Origin of the sequence: Cutibacterium modestum (genome assembly GCF_008326345.1) — a bacterium.
Classification (GTDB): domain Bacteria; phylum Actinomycetota; class Actinomycetes; order Propionibacteriales; family Propionibacteriaceae; genus Cutibacterium; species Cutibacterium modestum.
Map to the genome: position 1 here is coordinate 113352 of NZ_BJEN01000001.1, position 20444 is coordinate 133795.

Below are 20444 nucleotides of genomic sequence, written 5' to 3' on the forward strand. Positions count from 1 at the left end.
ACTTTGCCCGTTCGCCGAAGTCGTGAGGCCAAAAGTGCCCTTCTTACCCGGCATGATAGGTACCATGGTTGACAGGGCAGTTCCGGACGAGATCATTGAGGCGCGAGATGGTAGGCCTGAGATCATCATTCGACGCAGTGCCCGTCGTCGTCGCACCTTGAGTGCCAGGATGGAGGGGACCTCCGTGCTCGTGATGGTGCCCATGGGTATGCGGGAGGCTGGCCAGGACCGTCAAGTGATGGAATTGGTGGACAAGGTGACGAAGTCTGATGCTCGTCGGCGACACCACGCTAGCGATGAGGAACTGACTCTACGCGCCCTTCGGTTGTGCCGGAAATACCTCGGTCCGCGGGTCAACGACATGGTCGAGCCAACGTCGGTGCGGTGGGTGTCCAATCAGAACACTCGCTGGGGTTCATGCACGCCGTCGACTGGTCAGATTAGGTTATCCGACCGCATGATCGAATTCCCCGACTGGGTCGTCGATCATGTCTTAGCGCACGAACTGTGCCACCTCGTGGAGGGCCATCACAATCGACGATTTCATGAATTGCTCGCCGGATTCCCGAACGCCAAACGTGCGGAAGGATTTCTGACGGGCTTTCAGTGGGCCGTCGCCGACCAAGCTGATAGCACCAAGAACGGTCCTGACGATAACACTGCGGGTCACTCGTCGTGACCGTGGTCTCGCAGCAGCTTCTCTAGCTCAGCGTCGAGGTCGTCGCCCTCTGAGGACTCTTGGCGATCCCCTGAGACATAGCCCAGTGGATCATCGAGGTCGGTGGTAGTTGGGACGAGGTCGGGGTGGTTCCACACCTGGTCTCGGCCGACCGTTCCTCGAGCCTCGCGCAGAGCAGCCCACAGGTTTGCGGCGTCGCGCACCCGGCGGGGACGCAACTCGAGACCGAGCAAGGATTGGAAGAAGACTTCCGCAGGACCGGATGTGGCACGACGACGGCGCACTGCTTCGGCAAGCTGGTCATGGCTGGGAAGCCAGGTGCGAGCAACCTGGGAGGTGACCTCGTCAACCCATCCTTCGATGAGAGCCAACAAAGTCTCTAGACGCTGAAGCACGCCGTCCTGTTCTGGCGTGCGGGTCGGCTCGAAGAGACGCCCTCGCAAACGCTCCGACATTTCCTGGGCCTTTTCTGGCGTCAGCTGGGAAAGGTCATCGATGTCGATGGTGTCTTCAATAGCTGAGGAATCAATGCGGATCTCGCGAGCATAGTGCTCGACTAGGGTCAGCAGTTGTGGGCCCAGCCAACTTACGGTATTGAATAGACGCTGACGAGCAGATTCGCGTAGCACAAGGTAAATCTCAACGTCCCTCGGATCGAGGTCGAGGTCGCTCCACGCGGCAGCGATATTCGTGGGAAGGATGACGACCTGGGGTACCGACAGCACCTGCAGGCCAATTTCGGTGCCGGTGACTGTTGAAGTCGACAACTCTCCGAGCCCCTGGGCCAGTTGGGCTCCGTATAGCATTGCCGACATCCTGCGCAGCACCGGTCCCATCATTTGCGTGAGTGCGACCATCGGATCTTTGGGTCCGCCCTGGGCCATCAGACCGGTCATGGCTTCTGTGAGGGATACCAGCACGGGCTCGACGACAGACTGCCAGGACGAGAAGGTGTGTTCGATCCACTCCGCACGGCTCCAGCACGCGGGTTGGGCATTGACCTGAGCGAACTCGCATTCGCGGTCGAGCCAGCTCTCTGCAAGCCGGGACGCATCGAGTAAAGCCGTGCGTTCCTGCTGACCTGGCGTTGGGTCAGGGCCATGGGAAGCGGTGATGTGCCGGGCCATGTCCTTGATATGGGACCAGTCGACTGGACCATCGTTCGGGTTTGCCCCGGGTATCCCGAATCCCACCGGGCTACCGGATCCGAACATCTGTGACAACTGCGTCATAAATGCGGTGAGATCACCGTTGGCGGGCAGGCCCAACTGCTGCATCATGCGGCGCAATTGCTCAGCCATCTCCTCGGGGTCGGGCTGCCCAGGATTCTGGGGTCCGTCGTTCATTCCCGTCTCCGTTCGCTCGTCGTGGTGTCTTGGCCAAGTCTAGGTCCGTGGCCGCCGTGGAAAAGTCATCGTCCGCGACGGCTAGCATGGCCACCATGTCCGAGCCGACTACGCCTACGCCGCAGGCGCATGATCCTGGCCCGCCTGCCAACGCGACAACAACGGGTGAGACCGAAATCCAGCATACGGCGCGCTTTCCTACTCGCTGGACGACGATCTCGTCTGCCTCCGCCGTGTTGCTATGTGTTCTGGCCTTGATTCTCATCCCGACCCCGTTCGTGGCGCGGTCCCCAGGCCAGACCGTAAATCTGCTTTCGACGAACGAACAAGGTAAGCCGATGATTCAGATCGACGGCTTGACCACTCGGCACAGTGAGGGCGAGATGCGGATGACGACCGTGTCAATTACTCGTGCCGATTCGCGCCTCAGCATGGCCGAGGCATTGGTCGCTCATCTGCGCGCGGACCATGACGTGCTCCAGCGTGAGGCCATTTACCCTCCAGGACGATCTCCTCAGCAGGTCGATGCTGACGAGTCGTACATGATGGACACATCACAGCGTGATGCCGCCGTGGCCGCTTTGCGAGCTGCCGGTCAACCTGTCACGGAGATGCCCATGGTCAACGCCGTCAGTGCTGCGGGTCCCGCGCACGGAAAACTCATGTCCGGAGACCTCATCGAGAAAGTGGATGGGAAACCAGTGGCTTCCCTCCTCGACGTCGGCAAGGCGGTCCGGAAGCACGTGGTGGGAGACACAGTCGTGTTCGTCGTGTTGCGCAATTCTTCTGCAAAAACAGTTGCGGTAACGACGGTGTCGTCAGTGAGCGATCGACGTACTCCAGCAGTTGGCATCACCGTCGATACGGGGTATCGATATAATCCGACGATTACCTATAACATTCCTGGGGACATTGTCGGCCCTTCTGCTGGGCTTGCGATGGCACTGTCGATTTACCAAATGGTGGCCCCGAACGACCTTATCGGTTCGCTGCGGCTTGCCGGCACCGGCGGCATTTCCCCAGACGGCAACGTCGTTGCCATTGGCGGCATTCAAGAGAAGATTGCGGGAGCCGAGCGCGACGGTGCGAAGGTCTTCCTCGTCCCGACCGGTAACTGCCGCGATATCAGTGGAGTCAAGACCTCCATGAGACTGGTCAAAGTGTCGAGTCTCAAGGACGCCATAGCTGCTATCCAAAAAATCCGGGCCGGGGGATCGGGAGTACCGCATTGCTGAATGGTGAGGACGTGGAGATGACGCAGGAACCTCAGGCTGACCCCGGAGCATCAGAGTTGGAAAATGAGGCCTTGATTGCATGCTTGACCGAGATTGAGAGATTTGTTACCTCATCGAGCCGGGGAGGCCCGCCGCGTCTATTCGCATTGGTGCGTACCGTCGATCTTGTGAAGGCTGAGCCGGCGTTGGCGGGTCAGCTCGCTATCGGTAGCCCTGACAGCCTGTCCAGCATCGAGCAGGACGATTTCCACCCCGGTGACGACCTTGCTCAGGCCCTCGCCGCCACGACGTGGGGTGACGCTGTGGATGGGTCTGCCATCTGCGTCGAGAGGATCTTCCTACCGGACGACTGCGCCGATGAGATACCAGACGATCCGGATAAAGCTGCGGCGTATGTAGCTGCCCACCCGCAACGCCAGGAGGTCCGAGTAGTGGCCGGAGCGCTTCGCGACGGCAGCCACTACGGCGTCGCGCGTCTCGTCGATCACCCCGATGACCTAATTGGTTCGATCGACTTAGTGCCTGCTCTGGAATCAGCTGTGCTGGGGACGCTACGCTGATGACCTGGCGCGAAACCGTCTTCTGGTCGGTAATGTGCACGGTGGTGCCGCCACATCTAGGAGACGATCATGACGGATCATCAACCAGACTATGAACAGGTCCAGGACCAGACCGACGACGGGCTGCGTCGCGCGCCTAGGACATATCAGCGTTCACCTCGCGGACCGATGAAAGGGCGCCCTGTGATTGTCGCGATCATGCCGGGCATCCCCAAGCCGGTGTTGGAGACAGCAGTCGAGTACGCGATGGCCATGAATAGCAAGCTTGTCTTCACGCACGTGGCAACCGATCGAGTCCCAAGCCCGTCGAATCCCGACGCTAGCCATCCCCTCGACCCGACTGCGCAGCGGACCTCGATGGAAACTGTGAAATCAGCGATTCACAGCGCTCTCGATGCGTTCATGTCTGACTATCCGAAGGCGGATTGGGAGCTGGTGTATCTGTCCGGACTGCCAGATCAGCAGTTGGCGCACCTGGCTCACACCATTGGTGCTGGATGTTTCATCCTCGGTACCCGTAGGCCAGGGCTCCGGGCCGGCCTTCAGGAATGGCTGGATGGTTCGGTCGCGGTGCAGTTGGGACGTCGTCAGCTGCGTCCGGTCATCGTCGTGCCTCTTCGGAGCGAGGATTGGGAGCACCCATTCTGCCAGTGAATTTACGGGTCGGGGCTTGCGCCTCATGTTCAAGCGAGGCACTGCGACTAGCTATGGGTGTAATAAGTTTTCCGGAGGCTACTCCAGCGGCTGTCGGGTGCTCTTGTGCCGATGATGCGTCATGGAGGACACGGCAATCGCTGCCGCAAGACTGGCATACATATTTGCTGCTAACACGAAATCCTAGAAATGTAGTTTTTCGAAGCTGAGGTGGAGTCTTTTGGTGAGGGGAGTTCCTATTCTTCTGTCAGCAAGGGGCTGTGGTGGTCGCTGTACCGCGGCCTAGTCTGATCTATGGCGCCTGGTATGCGGTGCTGAAGGGTCCTTGTAGGATCGTGTTCGTATGTGACGTCAGGAGTTCTTCTATGTCTCGTTGGCTCGGGCGAAATTGATTCATGCCGAGGTTGAAGGCGGTGGTCCGGACTTAGCCAACCGGCCAGGCCTCGGGTTTTCGTGATGGGGTTAAGGTCGTTGCGATGGACGGGGTTACCGGGTTTATGATCGCCGCTGTAGAAGTATGCCCTGACGCGGTTGCAGAGATGAGCCTATTTTATTTCATCTTTATTTCATCACGTTTGTAGGTGAGGTGTGGGATGAGTGCTGCCGAGGGGACTGGCAGATTTCTACGGGTATCGAGGCTTAGAGATTGATCCTCTCTCTACTGAGCGCGTAAGCCCCTCTGCGCGGGGTGGACCTGTTCACGCCTTGGTAAATCTAGTGTCTCGGCACGCTGTTCGATGTCGACGATTATGCCCTAGTTGGGGTTATTTGGAACGTTTATTCTGAAGATTGTCATCGCCTACCACACCCGGGCTCCCGGTCTTGGTAAGGCCATGATGGGCAAGGTGGTAGACCCACTTACCGATAAGGTTCCCACCGGCTTGCTTGAACTGGCAAGGCTCGCCGGGATTCTCGCTAAGCGTTGCATAGACATTTCTTCGACCATCGGCACATCGAATGGGCCTTGGTAGGCCATCAACGGCCGACTCAAGCACCTGCACGAAATCACGCTTAGCTTCCCCTAGCCTGAGCAACTACATCTGTAGAATTCCTTCGGCATCGGCGGTCCCAGGCCCACCCCCCACTCTCAAATGTAATGAATCTCATTAGGACTTATAGGACTTAAGCGGATAGGATCTTGTCTTTGGCAGCATGCTTTTCGATTTGTGAGGATAGCCTCTAAGGGGAGTCAGGAGGTAGCAAGGGCAGGGCCTTCTCTTGATTAATCATACCCTTGACGAGTAGTGCGCTGATACGTACCATGTGGATATGGGAAACAAAAATATATTGAAAACAGTTCTCAATGGCGAGGTTCCGTATCGTACTCCTGTAGGATTCTGGTGGTATTATTTGGATCCTCTTGCTGAAAATTCCCCGCAGGGTGATCCTTTGGCGCCTTCTCTCTGCTCTGCTAGCACAATGACACCTGATCTGTTTTGGGGATATCAGAGTGAAGAAGCTATCCAAATGAGTATACGTGGACACAAAAACGATTTTTTGGCGTGGCAACCTGATTTTGTGAAAATTATGTCAGATGGGTTCTTTAGTCATCCATCCATATTAGGATTAGAGTTTTCTGATGCGTCCGATCTTGATAAAATAAAATCTGTTGGCTCTAGTCATGAGTGGATGCAAAAGCAAGTTGACTTCGTTGGAGAGTTAACGGAATTCTATAACGGGGAGGTTATGTCCTTTTATAACATATTCTCTCCAATTCAACAAATTAGAATATATAGAATATTCCAAGAGGGATGCTCATATTTTCAATCGCTTGCTAGTGGAGGATAGGGAGCGACTTGCCAAAGCGGCAGAAATTGTTGCCAGTGATACAATTGAGCTAGTTGATAGGCTCAAAAAAGACCACGGTTGACGGAATTTATTATTCTGTGCAGTCGGCGCAGCCAGTGGAATGCGATCGGTATTATCACGATAGCTACAAAGCCTAGTGATTTACGTGTTCTTGACAGGTGCAACGAGCTGTGGCGTCACAATATCTTGCATGTGTGCGGTTATGAGCATTATAGGAATGATCTCCCCTATTATGCGCAATATCCAGCGAGCGTTTATAACTGGGCTGTGCATACGGAGGGAGTTTCCTTGCGAGAGGGGAAGGGAATTTTTGACGGAGTCATCCTTGGGGGATTTGATAATAATCCAGGCTCTGTCCTCGACAGAGGATCTACTAGCGAGGTTATTTCGGCAACACGAGAAATTATTGAATCGGTAGGCCGGAAGCGGTTGATCCTTGGAGCTGATTGTACTATTCCTCGTAGTGTTAGTTTGGATCGTCTTGAGCTTATTCGTAGGGTGGCGGCTGAGTCGTAATCGGAACGGATCCATACAAGGAGTGCCGCGATCCTTGTGCCCAGATTCGCGGCATTCCTTTGAGTCTTATGTTACAGTGTGCCTGGCCGAGCTGCTAGCGTTATCTGATTTTAGTCTCAGTCTTTCCGCGTTGTGGCATCAATGAGCTTCATTCTCGCAAGAGTGTTCAGTGATATTTATCCACCTGAGTCCCTTCGGTGTCAGCTATCCACAATAGCTAGAGCGGATGCTGCTACTCTGATACTATATGTATTTAGGAGCAATTGAAGGAATGGTGTCACTAGATCTCGAGGACAGCAACGATGTGCTCCTGATTTAAAACCATGTCGTTCGGTGGTGTTGAGAGGTAAATTGCCAGTAGTTATAGAGGGTATCTATATTTTACCCGGCGCATCATTATCGGTGAAGGCAAGATGTGAATATTTTCTGTCAACCCGGAAATGAGGTACTTTGAGGACTTGTTCGATAGCATCCTTGCTAAACCCAGTACTCCACCCCTTATGGAGGGATTTTTATTAGTACCGCCAATGTAGCTATGACGTAACTATGATAGTGAATCTTTATTATATTTTCATTGAAAATGAGATTATTTTAAGTGAAAAAGTTTCGCTGAGATTCCCATCAAACTTATGAAATGGACCGAGAAGAATCTCGGGTATAGTGTTATGGGCACCCTTGTTGACTTTAGGTAACGGTGCTGGACAGTCCTTATAGGAAGGAAGAAATGGGCACGATCCATGGCTGCACCTCACAGGTGCGAGATCACGGCGTCGAGGCGAGTCCCTCGTAGTGGTGAGCCGTGGTGGCTGGCGTTGGGCGGCAAGACGGTCGCTGGGTGATCCTCGAGTCCACCTTTCGTAGTACCCTCGAAGGAGTCATCATGATGACTGTTCCATGCATCGTTGATCTCGCTGGCGTTTTTGGTGATGCTCACTGAGGCATTCCCGGATATGATGCGCAGCTTGCTGCGGACCATGCTTAACGCCCTGCTGTCCGTCGATGCGGTGACCGGCGCTGAATACAGCCAGCCCTGCCGCGTCGCCTGGCGCAATGTACCGCTACCGTACCCTGGATACCCGCGTCGGCACCATCGGCCTGGCCATCCCTAAACTGCGCACGGCAGCTACTATCCCGGACTGGCGGCTTGAACGCGGCAAGCGCGCCGAATCTGCCCTGATCACCGTGGTCGCAGACTTGCTACCCCGCCGGCGTGTCCACTCGCCGCATGGACAAGCTCGTCAAGGCCCTGGACGTCGACTGGCTGTCGAAGTCCTAGGTCAGCTGCATGGCCAGCGAGCTGGACGAGCATGTCGACTAGTTCCGCCGCCCGTTGACTGAGGCTGGGCCGTTCACCTTCCTGTCTGCCGACGCGCCGACGATGAAGGTCTGCGAGGGCGGACGCATGGTCAACACCGTCGTCATGCTCACGGTCGGCGTCAACGCGGATGGCCACCGCGGAGTCCTTAGCCTGGCACTCACTACTCGGTGAGCCCGATGGCTATCACCCCGAAAGGTCTGTGCCCAACGGTCAAGGCCATGCTCCACTCGGTACGACCAGCTCAACGCGGCCAGTGTCTAGGCTCTGTTCGCTCGGCTGTTGGACTACACCGCCGACAACGCTGCCTGAGGCCAGCGAACACTTCGATGCCGCGAGGGCAGACATCCTCGCGTCCATCCAATTTCCGGCCGGCGTCTGGCAGCAGGTCTGGTCGAACAACCTCACCGGATGGCTGAACCGAAAGATCCGTCGTCGCACCGATTCGGTCGGGATCTTCCCGAACCGGGACGCGATCGTCCGCTTCATCAGCGCTGTCCTGACCGAGCAGACTGACGAATGGGCCGAAGAATGCCGCTACCTCGGCCTCGAAATCCTCGCCAAGAGCCGCCTAAGCCCTACCGCTAACCGCTACGAACACGAGGAAACCCAGATGCCAGCCCTCACCAACTAGCCCCACTACACTGGATTACGAACGGGTACACCACGCCGCGGGACTTAGTCGTTCACAGCCCAAATCGACACAATCCCTCACCTTCCGACTAGACGAACCGGATTTCTTATCCAGTCGAGCTTCACTGGGTTGAATACATCGGAGGTTAAAGCTCAAGATTTTGACGACTGCTGGTTAGGGGTCTGCCACCGGCCTAAAGAGGGTACAAAATGCTCCTTTGAGCTGGCCATTGGACTATCTGAGGTGTCGTGTTGGGGAGATGCGATCCATTCGTGACCATCTGGAACCATACGTAAAAATTTTGTTAAGGACGCAAAGTGCGTCAAGCACAAACTAATCTATAAATATCGTTGCGGTCATAAAGAATTTTTGCTGCACTTAACGCATGGCCAAGGCTTATGAAGAGCTTTGTGAGCGAGGCGTACTCTCCTATACGGCAGACGAGGCCGAGGGGATCACTGTGAACTCACTCATGTTCCGAAAGAGGCTCACTCGGGTGGAGCTGGGCAGGCTCTGGGGCCTACTCCAGCGGCTGTCGAAAGCAGGCTGCACGGGGAGAATTGGTGGTCCCCCGACGACCTGTTTTGTTGCCGAGTTCCCTGGCGTGGGGTTGACCCCCTGCTGCCTGCATAAGTGAAACCCCCGCCAGCTCTAAAGCTGACGGGGAACTGGTAGCGGGGACAGGATTTGAACCTGTGACCTCCGGGTTATGAGCCCGGCGAGCTACCGAACTGCTCCACCCCGCGTCGGCTTGCCTTACTATACAGATTGCACTGATGCGATACAAATCAGGTCCGGGAAGCCCTATAACCTGGTAGGTACTCGTTCCCAAACGCCTGACCACACTGGTCTCAAGAAGGTCACCCAGAGCGCACAGAGGTCTATGCTCACCGACGGGGTGCCGAGCCCGAAAGGAGCATGACTAGACGATGCGAGACCAGCTGAAAGCTGCAGGCTTAGCCGTTGCGGTAGCCTTATCGGCCACAGGAGTCGCCGGTTGCCAGGCGACTAACGAAAATGTACTTACCATCGGTGCCACGGCAGCCCCTCCTACCCTCGACCTAGTGTCCAACGCGGCTGCGGCTATTCCGCAGGTTCTGCTCTATAACGTTTATGAGACTCTCATCCGGGTTGACGATTCGGGCAAGCTTGTTGGGTTACTGGCGAAGTCGTGGACACTCTCTGATGATGGCCTCCAACTGACCTTTCACCTCGACCCTAACGCACGATTTGCATTCGGCGCCCGGGTGACGTCAGCTACCGTCAAGGCTTCTCTTGAGCGCATGAGGGGAAAGTCGGCGAGCCCGGTGAACCAGGCGAATCTGTCTGCGATCAAGGCTATTCGTACCCCAGATGACTCCACCGTTGTCCTCCACCTGTCGAACCACGATAATTTTCTACTCTTTAACCTGGCCAGCACGTCGGGGGTCGTCATCGATCCGGCGACGAAGGATCTGGCTACCCGACCGCAAGGGTCCGGGCCCTTTGTCGTCAGTGAATTCACCCCTGGACATTCGGTGACCTTGTCTCCGTCGCCGCACCCTTGGCATGAGGGAAATCGGCCCACCGTCCGCTTCGCGTACTATTCCGACCCGACATCCCAGACGGCAGCCCTGCTGTCGGGAGACCTCGATGTGGTCTCCGACATGACGACCCCACAGGCCTTGTCTCGGTTTATCGGTAACCCGGACTACCGGGTGTTGCGCGGGACCACTAACGGCGAGGTGGTCCTCGGAATGAACAATGCGTCGAAGGCTCTCTCAGACCGGCGGGTGCGTCAGGCGATTCTTATGGCAATCGACCGTAAGGGCCTGCTTGACGTCGTCTGGAATGGGCAGGGCACCCTCATCGGATCGATGGTCCCTCCTACTGACCCCTGGTACACCGACCTGTCTCACACGTGGCCTTATGACCCGGCCCGAGCGCGCAAGTTACTCGCTGACGCCGGATACAGCAATGGTCTCACGCTCAGGCTCCGTACCGCCGCATTGCCCTATGCGACGGCAGCATCCAGAGTAGTGGCTTCTGAACTGGCCCGGGTTGGTATCAACGTCGTCACTGACGAGTTGGAATTTCCCGCGCGCTGGCTCGACGTTGTCTATACGCATGCCGACTACGACTTAACTATTGTCGCCCATGTGGAGGCTCGCGACATTGTTAACTGGGCCAATCCGGATTACTACTGGCGCTACCGTAATAAGGAATTTAACCGTCTCATCGAGTCGGCGCGCACTGGTCCGGCTGAGCGCACAAACGAAACTATGATGCAGGCCAGCCGGATCCTGGCCACCGACGCAGCGGGTGGGTTCTTGTTCCTCATGCCGAAGATCACCATCAGTAGGGTCGGCGTCACCGGTCTGCAACGCAACTCGACGTCAATGAGTTTCGATCTGACCAAGGTGAGGAGGTCGAAGTGACTCTCCTCAAACGTGTCCTGTTGCCCCTGGGAGAGTTGCTGGCGTGGCTGGTCGTCGCTTCCCTCGTAGTCTTTGCGCTACTCAGCTTGCTCCCTGGGGATGTCGCTCAGGTCATACTTGGCGCTAATGCCGATCCAAAGGCGGCTGCTGTGGTGCGTTCACGTCTCGGGCTCGATCTTCCTTGGCCTCAGCGCTACTGGGATTGGATTAGCGCCCTCGTAAGGGGTGACCTTGGTACCTCAATCGTCTCGGCCGAACCCATTGGCCCGCAGATTGCTTCTCGTCTTGCCGTGACGGGTTGGTTGGTTGGGTTGTCCCTGGCGCTCGCTCTGCTGGTCTGCTTACCGGTGGGAGCGTACGCCGCGGTGCATCGTCGGGAAGGTCGTGGTTTTGTGGCCTCGGCGCTGTCTCAGGTTTTGATGAGTATTCCTGCCTTCTTAGCTGGCATCCTGCTCATCTTGCTGTTTTCGGTAACTCTCGGTTGGTTGCCGGCTGGCGGCTACGTTCCTTTGCATGCGGACGTAGGTGAGTGGGCAGTCCACCTCGTCTTGCCTGTCTTGTCACTTTCAATCGTTCAGGCGGCCCTCATGACGCGGTATGTCCGTAGTGCTTTCATTGATGTGCTGGCTGACGATTACTTGCGCACCGCGCGGGCGGCCGGGTGGCGGCTGTGGCCAGCTTTGCACCGTCACGGGCTGCGCAATGCTTCGATCAGTCTGGCTACCGTACTCGGGCTTCAGGCCAGCGCGATGCTCGTCGGTGCCATCGTCGTGGAGGAAGTGTTTGTCATTCCCGGTCTCGGCTCGTATCTTCTCGACGCGGTTAGCACCCGTGACTTGCTTGTCGTCAGCGATGTCGTCATGGTCATCGTGGCCATTGTGTTGGTCATCTCTTATCTCACAGACCTTATCGTCGTCATCCTTGATCCGCGCCTACGAACAACTGTCCGCGTTGCTCAGGAGGAACAGTCATGAGGCGAACGGGTCTGGTCATTGGGTGTGTGCTGGTTGGATTTCTCATCATCGCAGGGGCGGCTTCCGTGATATGGACCCCGCACGACCCCATTCTTGTTGTCCCAACTGAGCGGCTAATGGGGGCTAGTTGGCAACACTGGCTAGGTACCGACGGATTCGGTTCTGATATCGCCTCGCGGATGCTTGTGGGCGCCCGTACTTGCCTGCTCGTTGGTGTGGTCTCAGTGCTCATAGCAGCTGGCATCGGTGTGCCGTGGGGGGTTACCTCGGCGATGTTGCCTCGTCCGTGGTCAACAGTCGTTGGTCGAGTCGCAGACCTCCTCTATGCCTTTCCGGCACTGCTGCTTGCCATCATCCTGGCCGCTGCCGTGGGCGGATCGACGGTGACGGGAATGATTGCAATTGGGGTATCGACGGTGCCAGTGTTCGCACGCATTACCAGAATTGCTAGCCGTCAGATCCTCGCGCAGGACTATGTGGTTGCCGCGCGCAGCTCCGGGATGCCGTGGCGATCCGTGGCTTTCAATCATGTTCTTCCCAATATTGCCCCACTGATCGGGGTACAAGCCTCTGTTTCCTATGGTATGGCGATCTTGGCTGAAGCTGCGCTGAGTTACCTCGGTTTAGCGACGCCGGCAACCGTCCCGACTTGGGGACGTATGTTGCGAGACTCGCAGGTATACCTTTTCGACTCACCCTGGTTAACCGTGGCGCCAGCGGTGGCTATCGCGGGAGCTGTGATGGGTTTCACCCTCCTTGGTGACGGATTGCGAGACTTCCTCGACCCGCGTTTGAGGGAGGTTCGTTGATGTCTCTGTTAGAGGTTAATGACCTGGTTGTGGACTTCGGACGGCACCGGCGGGTTGCCGTCGACCACGTGAGTTGGTCTCTGGACGCCGGTGAGCGCCTCGGTCTTATCGGTGAGTCTGGGTCGGGTAAATCCGTCACAGCCCTGGCGATCATGGGCCTGCTACCGGGTAACGCGCACGTGTCTGGCTCGGTGTGCTGGCGCGGTAAGGAACTGCTAGGAGCTTCGGATCATGCCATGTCAGCCCTTCGGGGCAGCAGTATTGGAATGGTTTTCCAGGAACCCATGACGGCCCTGGACCCAACTACGAAGGTCGGTCGGCAAATAGGGGAGGTGCCGCTCCTGCACCGCACCGTCAGCCGTGGCAAGGCTCGTGGGCGTGTTCTTGAAATGCTTGAGCAGGTCGGAGTCGAAGATCCAGCCAGGGTAGCGGACTCCTATCCGCATCAGCTCTCCGGCGGCCAGCGGCAGCGAGTTCTGCTAGCTATGGCGTTGGTGAATTCACCGGATCTGCTCATTTGCGATGAGCCGACGACTGCCCTGGACGTCACGGTGCAGTCTCAGGTATTGACAACTATCGACGAGGTGCTCGACTCGGTTGGCGCCGCGTGCCTATTCATTACCCACGACCTGGCGGTGGTTTCGCACATTTGTCGAGACCTCATCGTTATGACTTCGGGCAAGGTCGTCGAAGCTGGGTCAGTGCGCGATGTGTTGACTCATCCTGAGCATCCCTACACTCGTGGTCTGCTGCGAGCTGCCCGACTCGACCTTGTTGAGCCTGGGGCGACAATCGTGTTGGAGGATTGATGACGACTCAGATCGAGGTTGAGGACCTACACCTGCACCTAGGATCACACAGTCGGGGCACGAATGTTCTTGACAGCGTCTCGCTGCACGTTGACGAGGGTGAGCGGCTAGGTCTGGTCGGGGAATCTGGCGCTGGAAAGTCCACCCTGCTTCAGGTGATGATCGCGCTGCGACAACCAGATTCTGGAACTGTTCGTTTTAAGGGGAAATCCCTCGCGGATACCAGCGCTATCCGCGAGCTCCGGCGATCGGTTGCGATGGTATTCCAGGATCCACGGTCCTCCCTTGACCCTCGTATGAGTGTTGGAAGGGCGATCACCGAGCCGCTGCGGACGCCGGTTGCCCGGCGAACGACACGCCAACAGCGTAAGGACAGGCTGGCGAAGGTCATGGTTGATGTTGGGCTGGACCCCGACTCTGCCAGCCGGTTCCCGCACGAATTTTCGGGTGGGCAACGGCAACGCATTGCCATTGCTAGAGCCTTGATTACCGAACCCGACGTTCTGCTTGCTGATGAACCCGTGTCGGCGCTGGACGTGTCAGTGAGGGCTCAGATCCTCAACCTGCTCAATGATCTGGTGAGAGAGCGCGGCCTAACAATGGTCTTCGTCTCCCATGACTTAGGCGTTGTGCGACATCTATGTGACACGGTAGCTGTCATGAGCGTTGGGCGGGTTGTCGAGCGGGGCCGACTTGCTGACGTGTATCGCGATCCGCAGCATGAGGTTACTCGGAAATTGTTGACAGCGATTCCACGTATCCGCGTGGGTGATTCCACCGACTGACACGAATGGGGTAGTCGGCTCGACGACTCTCCTAGAAGATGTGGGTGAGTGAAGCCTGTGATGAGGGTGACCTCATTAGTGCTCTCGGCGGGGATGACCTGTTGGACATCCGGTCGCGCACTCGGGTCAGGCGTCGCGTAGTGGAAGCGTGTTGCTGATCTTAGGCGGTAGGTGTCTCCTGTATTGCACGAATCAGATGGACGTTGGTGCTTTGGTTGGTGTGCCGGCGTTTAATGCCCCGTACTTGAATACCCGTTCTGCCGTTGAGTTTGCGGTGGCTGAGGTCATTGATATAGCTCGTCGTCTCAACGATCGTAACGCTCAGATGCACAATGGTGTGTGGCGCAAGTCTGAGTTTGGGTTCCACGGGATCCATGGACGCTGACGCCGGATTGTGGGCCGATACCACTGACCTGGAGGTAGCCATCTGAGCTCGAATTCTATGAGTCTGCTACATGCAATTTATAGCCTTGGGTGATCATGCGTTGAGTTGCACCATGTTCCAGCTGGCCGAGTTTCAAATGTAACCCAAGCTGTCAGCCAGTGGATTGATCTCCCTCGTCGATTTCGTTGAGGTAGTTGTAAATCGAGAACCTTGAGACCCCCAATTCTTGGGCGGCGCGCTCGGCGGCCTCACGCAGCGAGAAAAAGCCGAGCTCCTTGAGGTTCTTGACGACTTCCACCTTGTGCTGTTTTCGCATCAGATTAACAGGAACCCCTACCTTCTTGATGGAACGAGCAAGGAACTGATCGGCTGCATCGTCGAGATCGTGGAAGAAGGACTCATTAGGTGTCGGGAACGTGGGAGTCGGGGTGGAATGACCGAGCATGAGAGATGCCACTGCTTCGATCCTCTGCCAAGCTGTGACGTCCGAGTTAAGGCAGAGGGCGGCGACCGGCTCATCGTCTGGAGCATGCACGATGATCGTTGTGGAACGCAGCAGCCGCCCATCAGGCAGACGGGACTGATAGCCCACTTGGGAGGCCAAGGTACCAGCGGCATACTTGGATAGCAGGAGATCCGTAGCTGGGCCGCCCACCTGTCTTCCCGTCAGGGATCCCTCAATGGCGACGATGGAGTTCGGCAGCATCGTGAGGTCGTGAAGAACCACTTCGCTGTCACAGGCGAGCACATGCCTCAATGGTTCAATCAACTGTTTCAACACGGCGAAGGTCGCTTGGTAATAGTCGCTCATAGCACTTCTCTCTCGAACGATCGGCAGTCTGCCGCAATCGATCGTCTCAACTGATAGTTGACTCAGATCAACGATATGCTTAAGCTATCACACATCATGTTGAACTTCTATCAATGAAGGCACAAGTGAAGAGGAGTACGATGCAGTACATCGCCAACCGCAGCCGGGACGGTATGTCGGAGGAGCAATGGCGTGAAGCCACTCGTTTCGACGGTACAGACTGGGGCTGGGTCATCATGAGCATCGGCATGGCGATCGGTGCCGGGATCGTCTTCCTTCCCGTCAAGGTGGGGCTTGTCGGTTTGTGGGTGTTTTTGGCCTCCTCTGTCATCGCTTATCCTGCGATGTACCTGTTTCAGCGGTTATTCATAAACACCTTAGCCGAATCACCGGAATGCGAAGATTACCCAGGCGTAATCTCGGGATATCTGGGAAAGAACTGGGGATTCTTTCTCGGGATGCTGTACTTCATCATGTTAGTGATCTGGGTGTTCGTGTATTCGACAGCGCTCACCAATGATTCCGCATCCTTCCTCCATTCTTTCGGTATTACGAAAACTGTGTGGTCCCACAGTCCATGGTACGGGTTGGCGGTGATCTGCATCATGGTGGCGATCGCATCTCGAGCCGAAAAGGTGCTGTTTCGCATCTCGAGCTTTATGGTCCTTACGAAGTTGTCGGTGGTCGCATTACTTGGTGTCGTCATCGCGGGACACTGGAGTTTGTCCAATGTTGGTTCATTCCCCAGCATGGGATACCTACTCAAGCAGACAGTGGTGATGTTGCCTTTTACGCTCACCTCGATCCTGTTCATCCAGTCCCTCAGTCCTATGGTGATCTCTTATCGGTCTCACTATATTTCAATTGCCGTGGCTCGCTACAAGGCACTGCGGTCGATGAACATCGCCTTCGGAGTACTCTTCGTTACGGTGTTCTGCTACGCCATTTCGTTCAATTTGGCGATGGGACACGATCAAGCTGTAAAAGCCTACGAACAAAACATCTCAACCCTCGCTATGGCTGCTCAGGGTATGGGTGGAAGTACAGTAAAGGTCATGTCTTTGTTGCTCAATATTTTCGCGGTCATGACGGCTTATTTTGGCGTCTTCCTGGGTTTCCGTGAAGCTTGCAAGGGAATCGCCATGAATATGCTTCAGCGGATAATTCCTTCTGACCGTATCAATGAGAAACTCGTCAGTTGGTGCATTCTCGTTTTCGCGGTTCTCGTGTCTTGGGGTGCTATTCTACTCAATGCGCCAGTGCTGAGCTTTACCTCAATCTGCAGTCCTGTGTTCGGGATGATCGGATGCCTCATACCGGCATATCTTGTGTATAGAGTACCGGCACTGCATAAGTATAAAGGTCCAGGTTTGGTGCTTATTATCATCACTGGAGTCCTCTTGGTTGTATCACCATTCCTAGCGTTCAGTTGATTCTCGGATGAATTTTGCGGAAAGGACAAATCATGCTGCCTGCCGAGCTCAATGATGGGCATTCCGACCGTCCAGAGTGCCGTGATGTTCCATCGACTACCGTCACCAAGCTGGCCCCAGAGGATATCGATCGGCTGCTCGACGCTCTCCATATCGGAGTGGTACCGGCTACAGGGTGCACCGAACCGGTGGCCCTTGCCCTTGCGGCCGCCCGTGCCCGACTGGCCTTGGGGCTGGCTGAGGAACTGCCTGACGATCTGCGGATTGAAGCGCGAGTCTCACGGAACATCATGAAGAATGGGATGGCCGTCATGGTGCCAGGCACCGGGTTACCTGGGCTGGAGATCGCGGCTGCGATTGGAGTGGTCGAGGGCGACCCGAATGCTGGGCTGGGGGTGCTTGCCCGGGTAACCGAGGATGGTGCTCGATGTGCTCGCCGACTGGTGGACTGCGGTGCGGTACATCTCTCGGTGGCTGAGGTGGACGACGACGTCTACGCCGAGACCGTGCTATTCGCCGGAGGGCACCGCGCCTGGGTCTGTATTGCGGGGGATCACACGAACGCCTACTTGGAGACCCGAGATGACGAGATACTGGTAAACCGGGAACGGCCAACGGCTGATCACGTGAGTCCCACGGCAAAGTTTCTCCGTACTCTCACCTTGGCCCAGTTGGTCGATTTTGCTCGTACAGTCGATCTTGAGCGTATCGAGTTCATCGCCAACGCGGAACGTCTCAACAGCGCCTTGGTGGCTGCGGGCCGAGAGAATTCCTACGGCATTGGGGTGGGGACTGCGATGCTGGGAGCCATTGAGAACGGACTCAATTCGGATGACCTGTGTTCCATGATGACCGCCCAAGCCGCGGCCGCCTCGGACGCCAGGATGGGTGGCGCACCGCTACCGGCAATGACGAATAGCGGATCCGGTAACCAGGGAATTGTTGCCACCGTGCCGGTGACCGTCGCGGCTGACCGTACCCATGCTTCATGGGAGCTGCGGCTGCGTGCACTCACTCTGTCTCATGCAGTAGCGCTGTATGCGCACGCAGGTCTGCCAGTACTGTCCGCGTTCTGTGCTGCTGCCACAGCCGCGATGGGCGCGGCAGCCGGAGTGTGTTTCGTCTTGGACGGCAGCTATGAGTCCATAGAACGAGCGGTCGCGTCCATGGCTGGGGATACCGTCGGCATGGTCTGTGACGGCGCCGGATGCAGCTGTGCATTGAAGGTGGCGGCCTCAGTCAATGCCGCCGGGCGGGCCGTGACGCTGTCGTTGGCGGGTCGCCGAGTGCCCGGCACCAACGGGCTGGTTCACGATGACGTTGATGCCGGTCTGCGAAGCATCGGACGTTTTGGTGACCCGCGGTATGAAGGAAACCGACTCTGAGATTTTATCGATCATGATGGCCAAATAAGGCCGCCAATCGTACTGACCGTACGCTCAAGGTGGAGAATGTGGTCATGATCTTCCGGCGTGAGGCAGGGCGCGGGCATCGAGTAGGCGACGTAGTGACTTGATGCGCGGTGGGGGCTGTGCTGGAGGTTAAGGTTTCGGGGGCGCACACTCGAGGCTGTTCACGGTCGCCGCATTGAACTCTTCGGATTTGGCCAGGTCCTCATCGAAAGCGATGCGGGACAGGCCGAAGGGGCGCACCTTGGCGTGCGATGACCCAATCGCTTTCTGGTAACGGTTTGGCGTTGCTGGAACGCCCCTGCGACGGTCTGAGTCCAGTTTGGTTTTTCGAGAAGTCTCTCACCGACTCCAACGCCATCCGCGGCCTTCTCTTGATCCTCGATGAGTGTTGGGAAGGCGATTACTGAGCCGTTGCGGACTCTGGTTACCAGCTGAAGCGTAAGGACAGGTTGGCGAGGACCAGGAATGATGTTGGTTTGGATCCCGAGACTGCCGGTTGCTTTCCGCACGAGTTTTCGGGTGGGCAGCATCAACGTATTGCGATTGCTAGGGCTCTGATTACTCGGGAATTATACGTATCCGTGGGGGACGATTCCACCCACTGAGACAACCGCAGCGAGTCCGCCCTACCTTGTCCATACACTGACAGCTATGAAGGCGCTCCTGCTCGAAAATATCCATGACGAGGCGGTTCGGACACTGAAAAAGGCCGGATACGAGGTCGAGCGAGTAAGTGAGGCCCTTGATGAGGACGACCTCATCAGCGCCCTTGACGGAGTTGACCTGTTGGGCATCAGATCACGCACCCGCATTACTCGTCGGGTCGTTGAGGCCTGTGGAGGCAAGCTCAGTGCGGTTGGTGCCTTTTGTATTGGCACTAACCAGATGGATCTTGATGCGTTAGCCGAGGCCGGTGTTCCCTCCTTTAACGCGCCTTACTCCAATACCCGTTCCGTCGTTGAGCTTGTGATGGCAGAGATCATCGCTTTGGCCCGTCATCTAGGCGATCGAAATACTCAAATGCATAATGGCGTGTGGCGTAAATCCGCCATCGGGTCACACGAAATCCGTGGACGTCGACTGGGTATCATCGGGTACGGCAATATCGGCCAGCAACTGTCGGTCGTGGCGGAGGCCATGGGCATGCAGGTGTTTTTCTACGACATTGCCGATGTTTTGCCTATGGGTAACGCTCATAAGTGTGACTCCATGGAAGAGCTGCTTGGGAGCGTCGAGACGGTGTCCCTTCACGTCGATGGACGCCCTAGTAACATCAACCTTATTGGCGATCGCGAATTCGCTATGATGCGGCCGCGATCCCTCTTTTTGAACTTGTCGCGAGGCAAGGTCGTCGACATCAATGCCCTCGTTGACAATCTGCGGACTGGGCATATCGCTGGTGCAGGAGTAGATGTCTACCCCGAAGAGCCAACCTCCGGTAAAGAGCCGTTTATTTCTCCGTTACGTGAGATGGACAATGTTATTTTGACTCCGCATATTGGGGGTTCCACTCAAGAGGCCCAGGTTGATATCGGTCGCTATGTCGCCGGGAAGCTCATCGACTATGTAGAGAACGGCGCGACTGGAATGAGTGTCAATTTTCCTGAGATCACTCCGTCGCCTCGCACGGGTGCTCGTATCGGCCATCTGCATCGCAATGTCCCGGGTGTTATGGCCACCCTGAACCGACTCGTTGCTGATCAAGGGGGAAACGTCACTTACCAGGCCCTGGCGACGAAGGGGGAGTTCGGTTACTGCGTTCTCGACATTGCGGAGACTGACGGCGGGCTGCTCGCCAACGTCACCGATCTTGACGGGACGATTCGGGCTCGCATCCTCTAATTGCGGGGTGGGGGTGTGA

Annotated in this window: 16 protein-coding genes, 1 tRNA gene and 4 pseudogenes; 17 read left to right on the top strand and 4 right to left on the bottom strand. The window is 56.6% G+C overall.

The features are described from left to right. Nucleotides 1–52 precede the first annotated feature (52 nt). Complete coding sequence (locus F1563_RS00565) at nucleotides 53–679, top strand: M48 metallopeptidase family protein (protein WP_002526680.1); 627 nt, start codon at nucleotides 53–55, stop codon at nucleotides 677–679. Here F1563_RS00565 and F1563_RS00570 read toward each other — a convergent pair. After that, nucleotides 667–2025, bottom strand: coding sequence for a zinc-dependent metalloprotease (locus F1563_RS00570; protein ID WP_002526681.1), 1359 nt, complete (start codon nucleotides 2023–2025; stop codon nucleotides 667–669). The two genes, F1563_RS00565 and F1563_RS00570, sit on opposite strands and share 13 nt — an antisense overlap. 86 nt (nucleotides 2026–2111) lie before the next feature. On the opposite strand from F1563_RS00570, the gene F1563_RS00575 reads away from it, so the two are divergent. The 5 genes from F1563_RS00575 to F1563_RS00595 all read left to right on the top strand — a co-directional run bounded on the left by F1563_RS00575 (nucleotide 2112) and on the right by F1563_RS00595 (nucleotide 6262). Next, entirely contained in the window at nucleotides 2112–3260 is a 1149-nt protein-coding gene (locus tag F1563_RS00575; RefSeq protein WP_002526682.1) for a YlbL family protein, read from the top strand. Next, nucleotides 3257–3820, top strand: coding sequence for a PPA1309 family protein (locus tag F1563_RS00580; protein ID WP_172623573.1), 564 nt, complete (start codon nucleotides 3257–3259; stop codon nucleotides 3818–3820). Before F1563_RS00575 ends, F1563_RS00580 begins: the two co-directional genes overlap by 4 nt. A gap of 168 nt (nucleotides 3821–3988) precedes the next feature. Continuing rightward, nucleotides 3989–4474 (top strand): universal stress protein, encoded by a 486-nt coding sequence (locus F1563_RS00585; RefSeq protein ID WP_172623574.1) that lies wholly within the window; start codon nucleotides 3989–3991, stop codon nucleotides 4472–4474. 758 nt (nucleotides 4475–5232) lie between these two features. Beyond that, entirely contained in the window at nucleotides 5233–5445 is a 213-nt protein-coding gene (locus F1563_RS00590) for a hypothetical protein (RefSeq protein ID WP_002526685.1), read from the top strand. A gap of 298 nt (nucleotides 5446–5743) precedes the next feature. Further along, on the top strand, nucleotides 5744–6262 hold the full coding sequence (locus F1563_RS00595; RefSeq protein WP_139044945.1) for a hypothetical protein: 519 nt from the start codon (nucleotides 5744–5746) through the stop codon (nucleotides 6260–6262). A 1285-nt stretch (nucleotides 6263–7547) separates the two neighbouring features. Here F1563_RS00595 and F1563_RS13885 read toward each other — a convergent pair. Next, nucleotides 7548–7727 carry a hypothetical protein gene (locus tag F1563_RS13885; protein ID WP_227431981.1) on the bottom strand — a complete coding sequence of 60 codons (180 nt, stop codon included), beginning with the start codon at nucleotides 7725–7727 and terminating at the stop codon, nucleotides 7548–7550. Between F1563_RS13885 and F1563_RS14555 the strand changes: the two are divergent. After that, nucleotides 7683–8748 (top strand): annotated as a pseudogene (locus F1563_RS14555) (transposase). The gene F1563_RS13885 and the pseudogene F1563_RS14555 overlap by 45 nt on opposite strands. 669 nt (nucleotides 8749–9417) lie before the next feature. Here the strand turns inward: F1563_RS14555 and F1563_RS00615 are convergent. Next, nucleotides 9418–9494 (bottom strand) — tRNA-Met (locus F1563_RS00615). Between the two features lie 183 nt (nucleotides 9495–9677). On the opposite strand from F1563_RS00615, the gene F1563_RS00620 reads away from it, so the two are divergent. The 6 genes and pseudogenes from F1563_RS00620 to F1563_RS13900 all read left to right on the top strand — a co-directional run. Next, nucleotides 9678–11165, top strand: coding sequence for an ABC transporter substrate-binding protein (locus F1563_RS00620; RefSeq protein ID WP_002526692.1), 1488 nt, complete (start codon nucleotides 9678–9680; stop codon nucleotides 11163–11165). Next, on the top strand, nucleotides 11162–12139 hold the full coding sequence (locus tag F1563_RS00625; protein ID WP_002526693.1) for an ABC transporter permease: 978 nt from the start codon (nucleotides 11162–11164) through the stop codon (nucleotides 12137–12139). Before F1563_RS00620 ends, F1563_RS00625 begins: the two co-directional genes overlap by 4 nt. After that, nucleotides 12136–12948, top strand: a complete 813-nt coding sequence (locus F1563_RS00630) for an ABC transporter permease (RefSeq protein WP_002526694.1) — start codon at nucleotides 12136–12138, stop codon at nucleotides 12946–12948. Before F1563_RS00625 ends, F1563_RS00630 begins: the two co-directional genes overlap by 4 nt. Next, complete coding sequence (locus F1563_RS00635) at nucleotides 12948–13757, top strand: ABC transporter ATP-binding protein (protein WP_002526695.1); 810 nt, start codon at nucleotides 12948–12950, stop codon at nucleotides 13755–13757. Before F1563_RS00630 ends, F1563_RS00635 begins: the two co-directional genes overlap by 1 nt. Further along, complete coding sequence (locus F1563_RS00640) at nucleotides 13757–14542, top strand: ABC transporter ATP-binding protein (protein WP_002526696.1); 786 nt, start codon at nucleotides 13757–13759, stop codon at nucleotides 14540–14542. The genes F1563_RS00635 and F1563_RS00640 overlap by 1 nt, the downstream gene beginning before the upstream one ends. Nucleotides 14543–14586: 44 nt before the next feature. After that, a pseudogene (locus F1563_RS13900) lies at nucleotides 14587–14924 on the top strand (Rossmann-fold NAD(P)-binding domain-containing protein); the annotation flags it as partial. 154 nt (nucleotides 14925–15078) lie between these two features. Here F1563_RS13900 and F1563_RS00650 read toward each other — a convergent pair. Further along, the gene (locus F1563_RS00650) at nucleotides 15079–15738 is read right to left on the bottom strand and encodes a helix-turn-helix transcriptional regulator (protein WP_002526699.1); all 660 of its coding nucleotides are present in this window, start codon (nucleotides 15736–15738) and stop codon (nucleotides 15079–15081) included. Nucleotides 15739–15911: 173 nt separating this feature from the next. Here F1563_RS00650 and F1563_RS00655 point away from each other — a divergent pair, with 173 nt between their 5' ends. The 4 genes and pseudogenes from F1563_RS00655 (at nucleotide 15912) to serA (ending at nucleotide 20425) form a co-directional block, all read left to right on the top strand. Next, nucleotides 15912–17171: an SLC5/6 family protein gene (locus F1563_RS00655; RefSeq protein WP_172623575.1), complete on the top strand. Its 1260-nt coding sequence runs from the start codon at nucleotides 15912–15914 to the stop codon at nucleotides 17169–17171. Between the two features lie 32 nt (nucleotides 17172–17203). Then, nucleotides 17204–18584, top strand: a pseudogene (locus F1563_RS00660) (L-cysteine desulfidase family protein). A 297-nt stretch (nucleotides 18585–18881) separates the two neighbouring features. After that, nucleotides 18882–19146, top strand: a pseudogene (locus tag F1563_RS14560) (ATP-binding cassette domain-containing protein); the annotation flags it as partial. Between the two features lie 88 nt (nucleotides 19147–19234). Further along, the gene (gene serA, locus F1563_RS00670; protein ID WP_002526704.1) at nucleotides 19235–20425 is read left to right on the top strand and encodes a phosphoglycerate dehydrogenase; all 1191 of its coding nucleotides are present in this window, start codon (nucleotides 19235–19237) and stop codon (nucleotides 20423–20425) included. Nucleotides 20426–20444 lie beyond the last annotated feature (19 nt).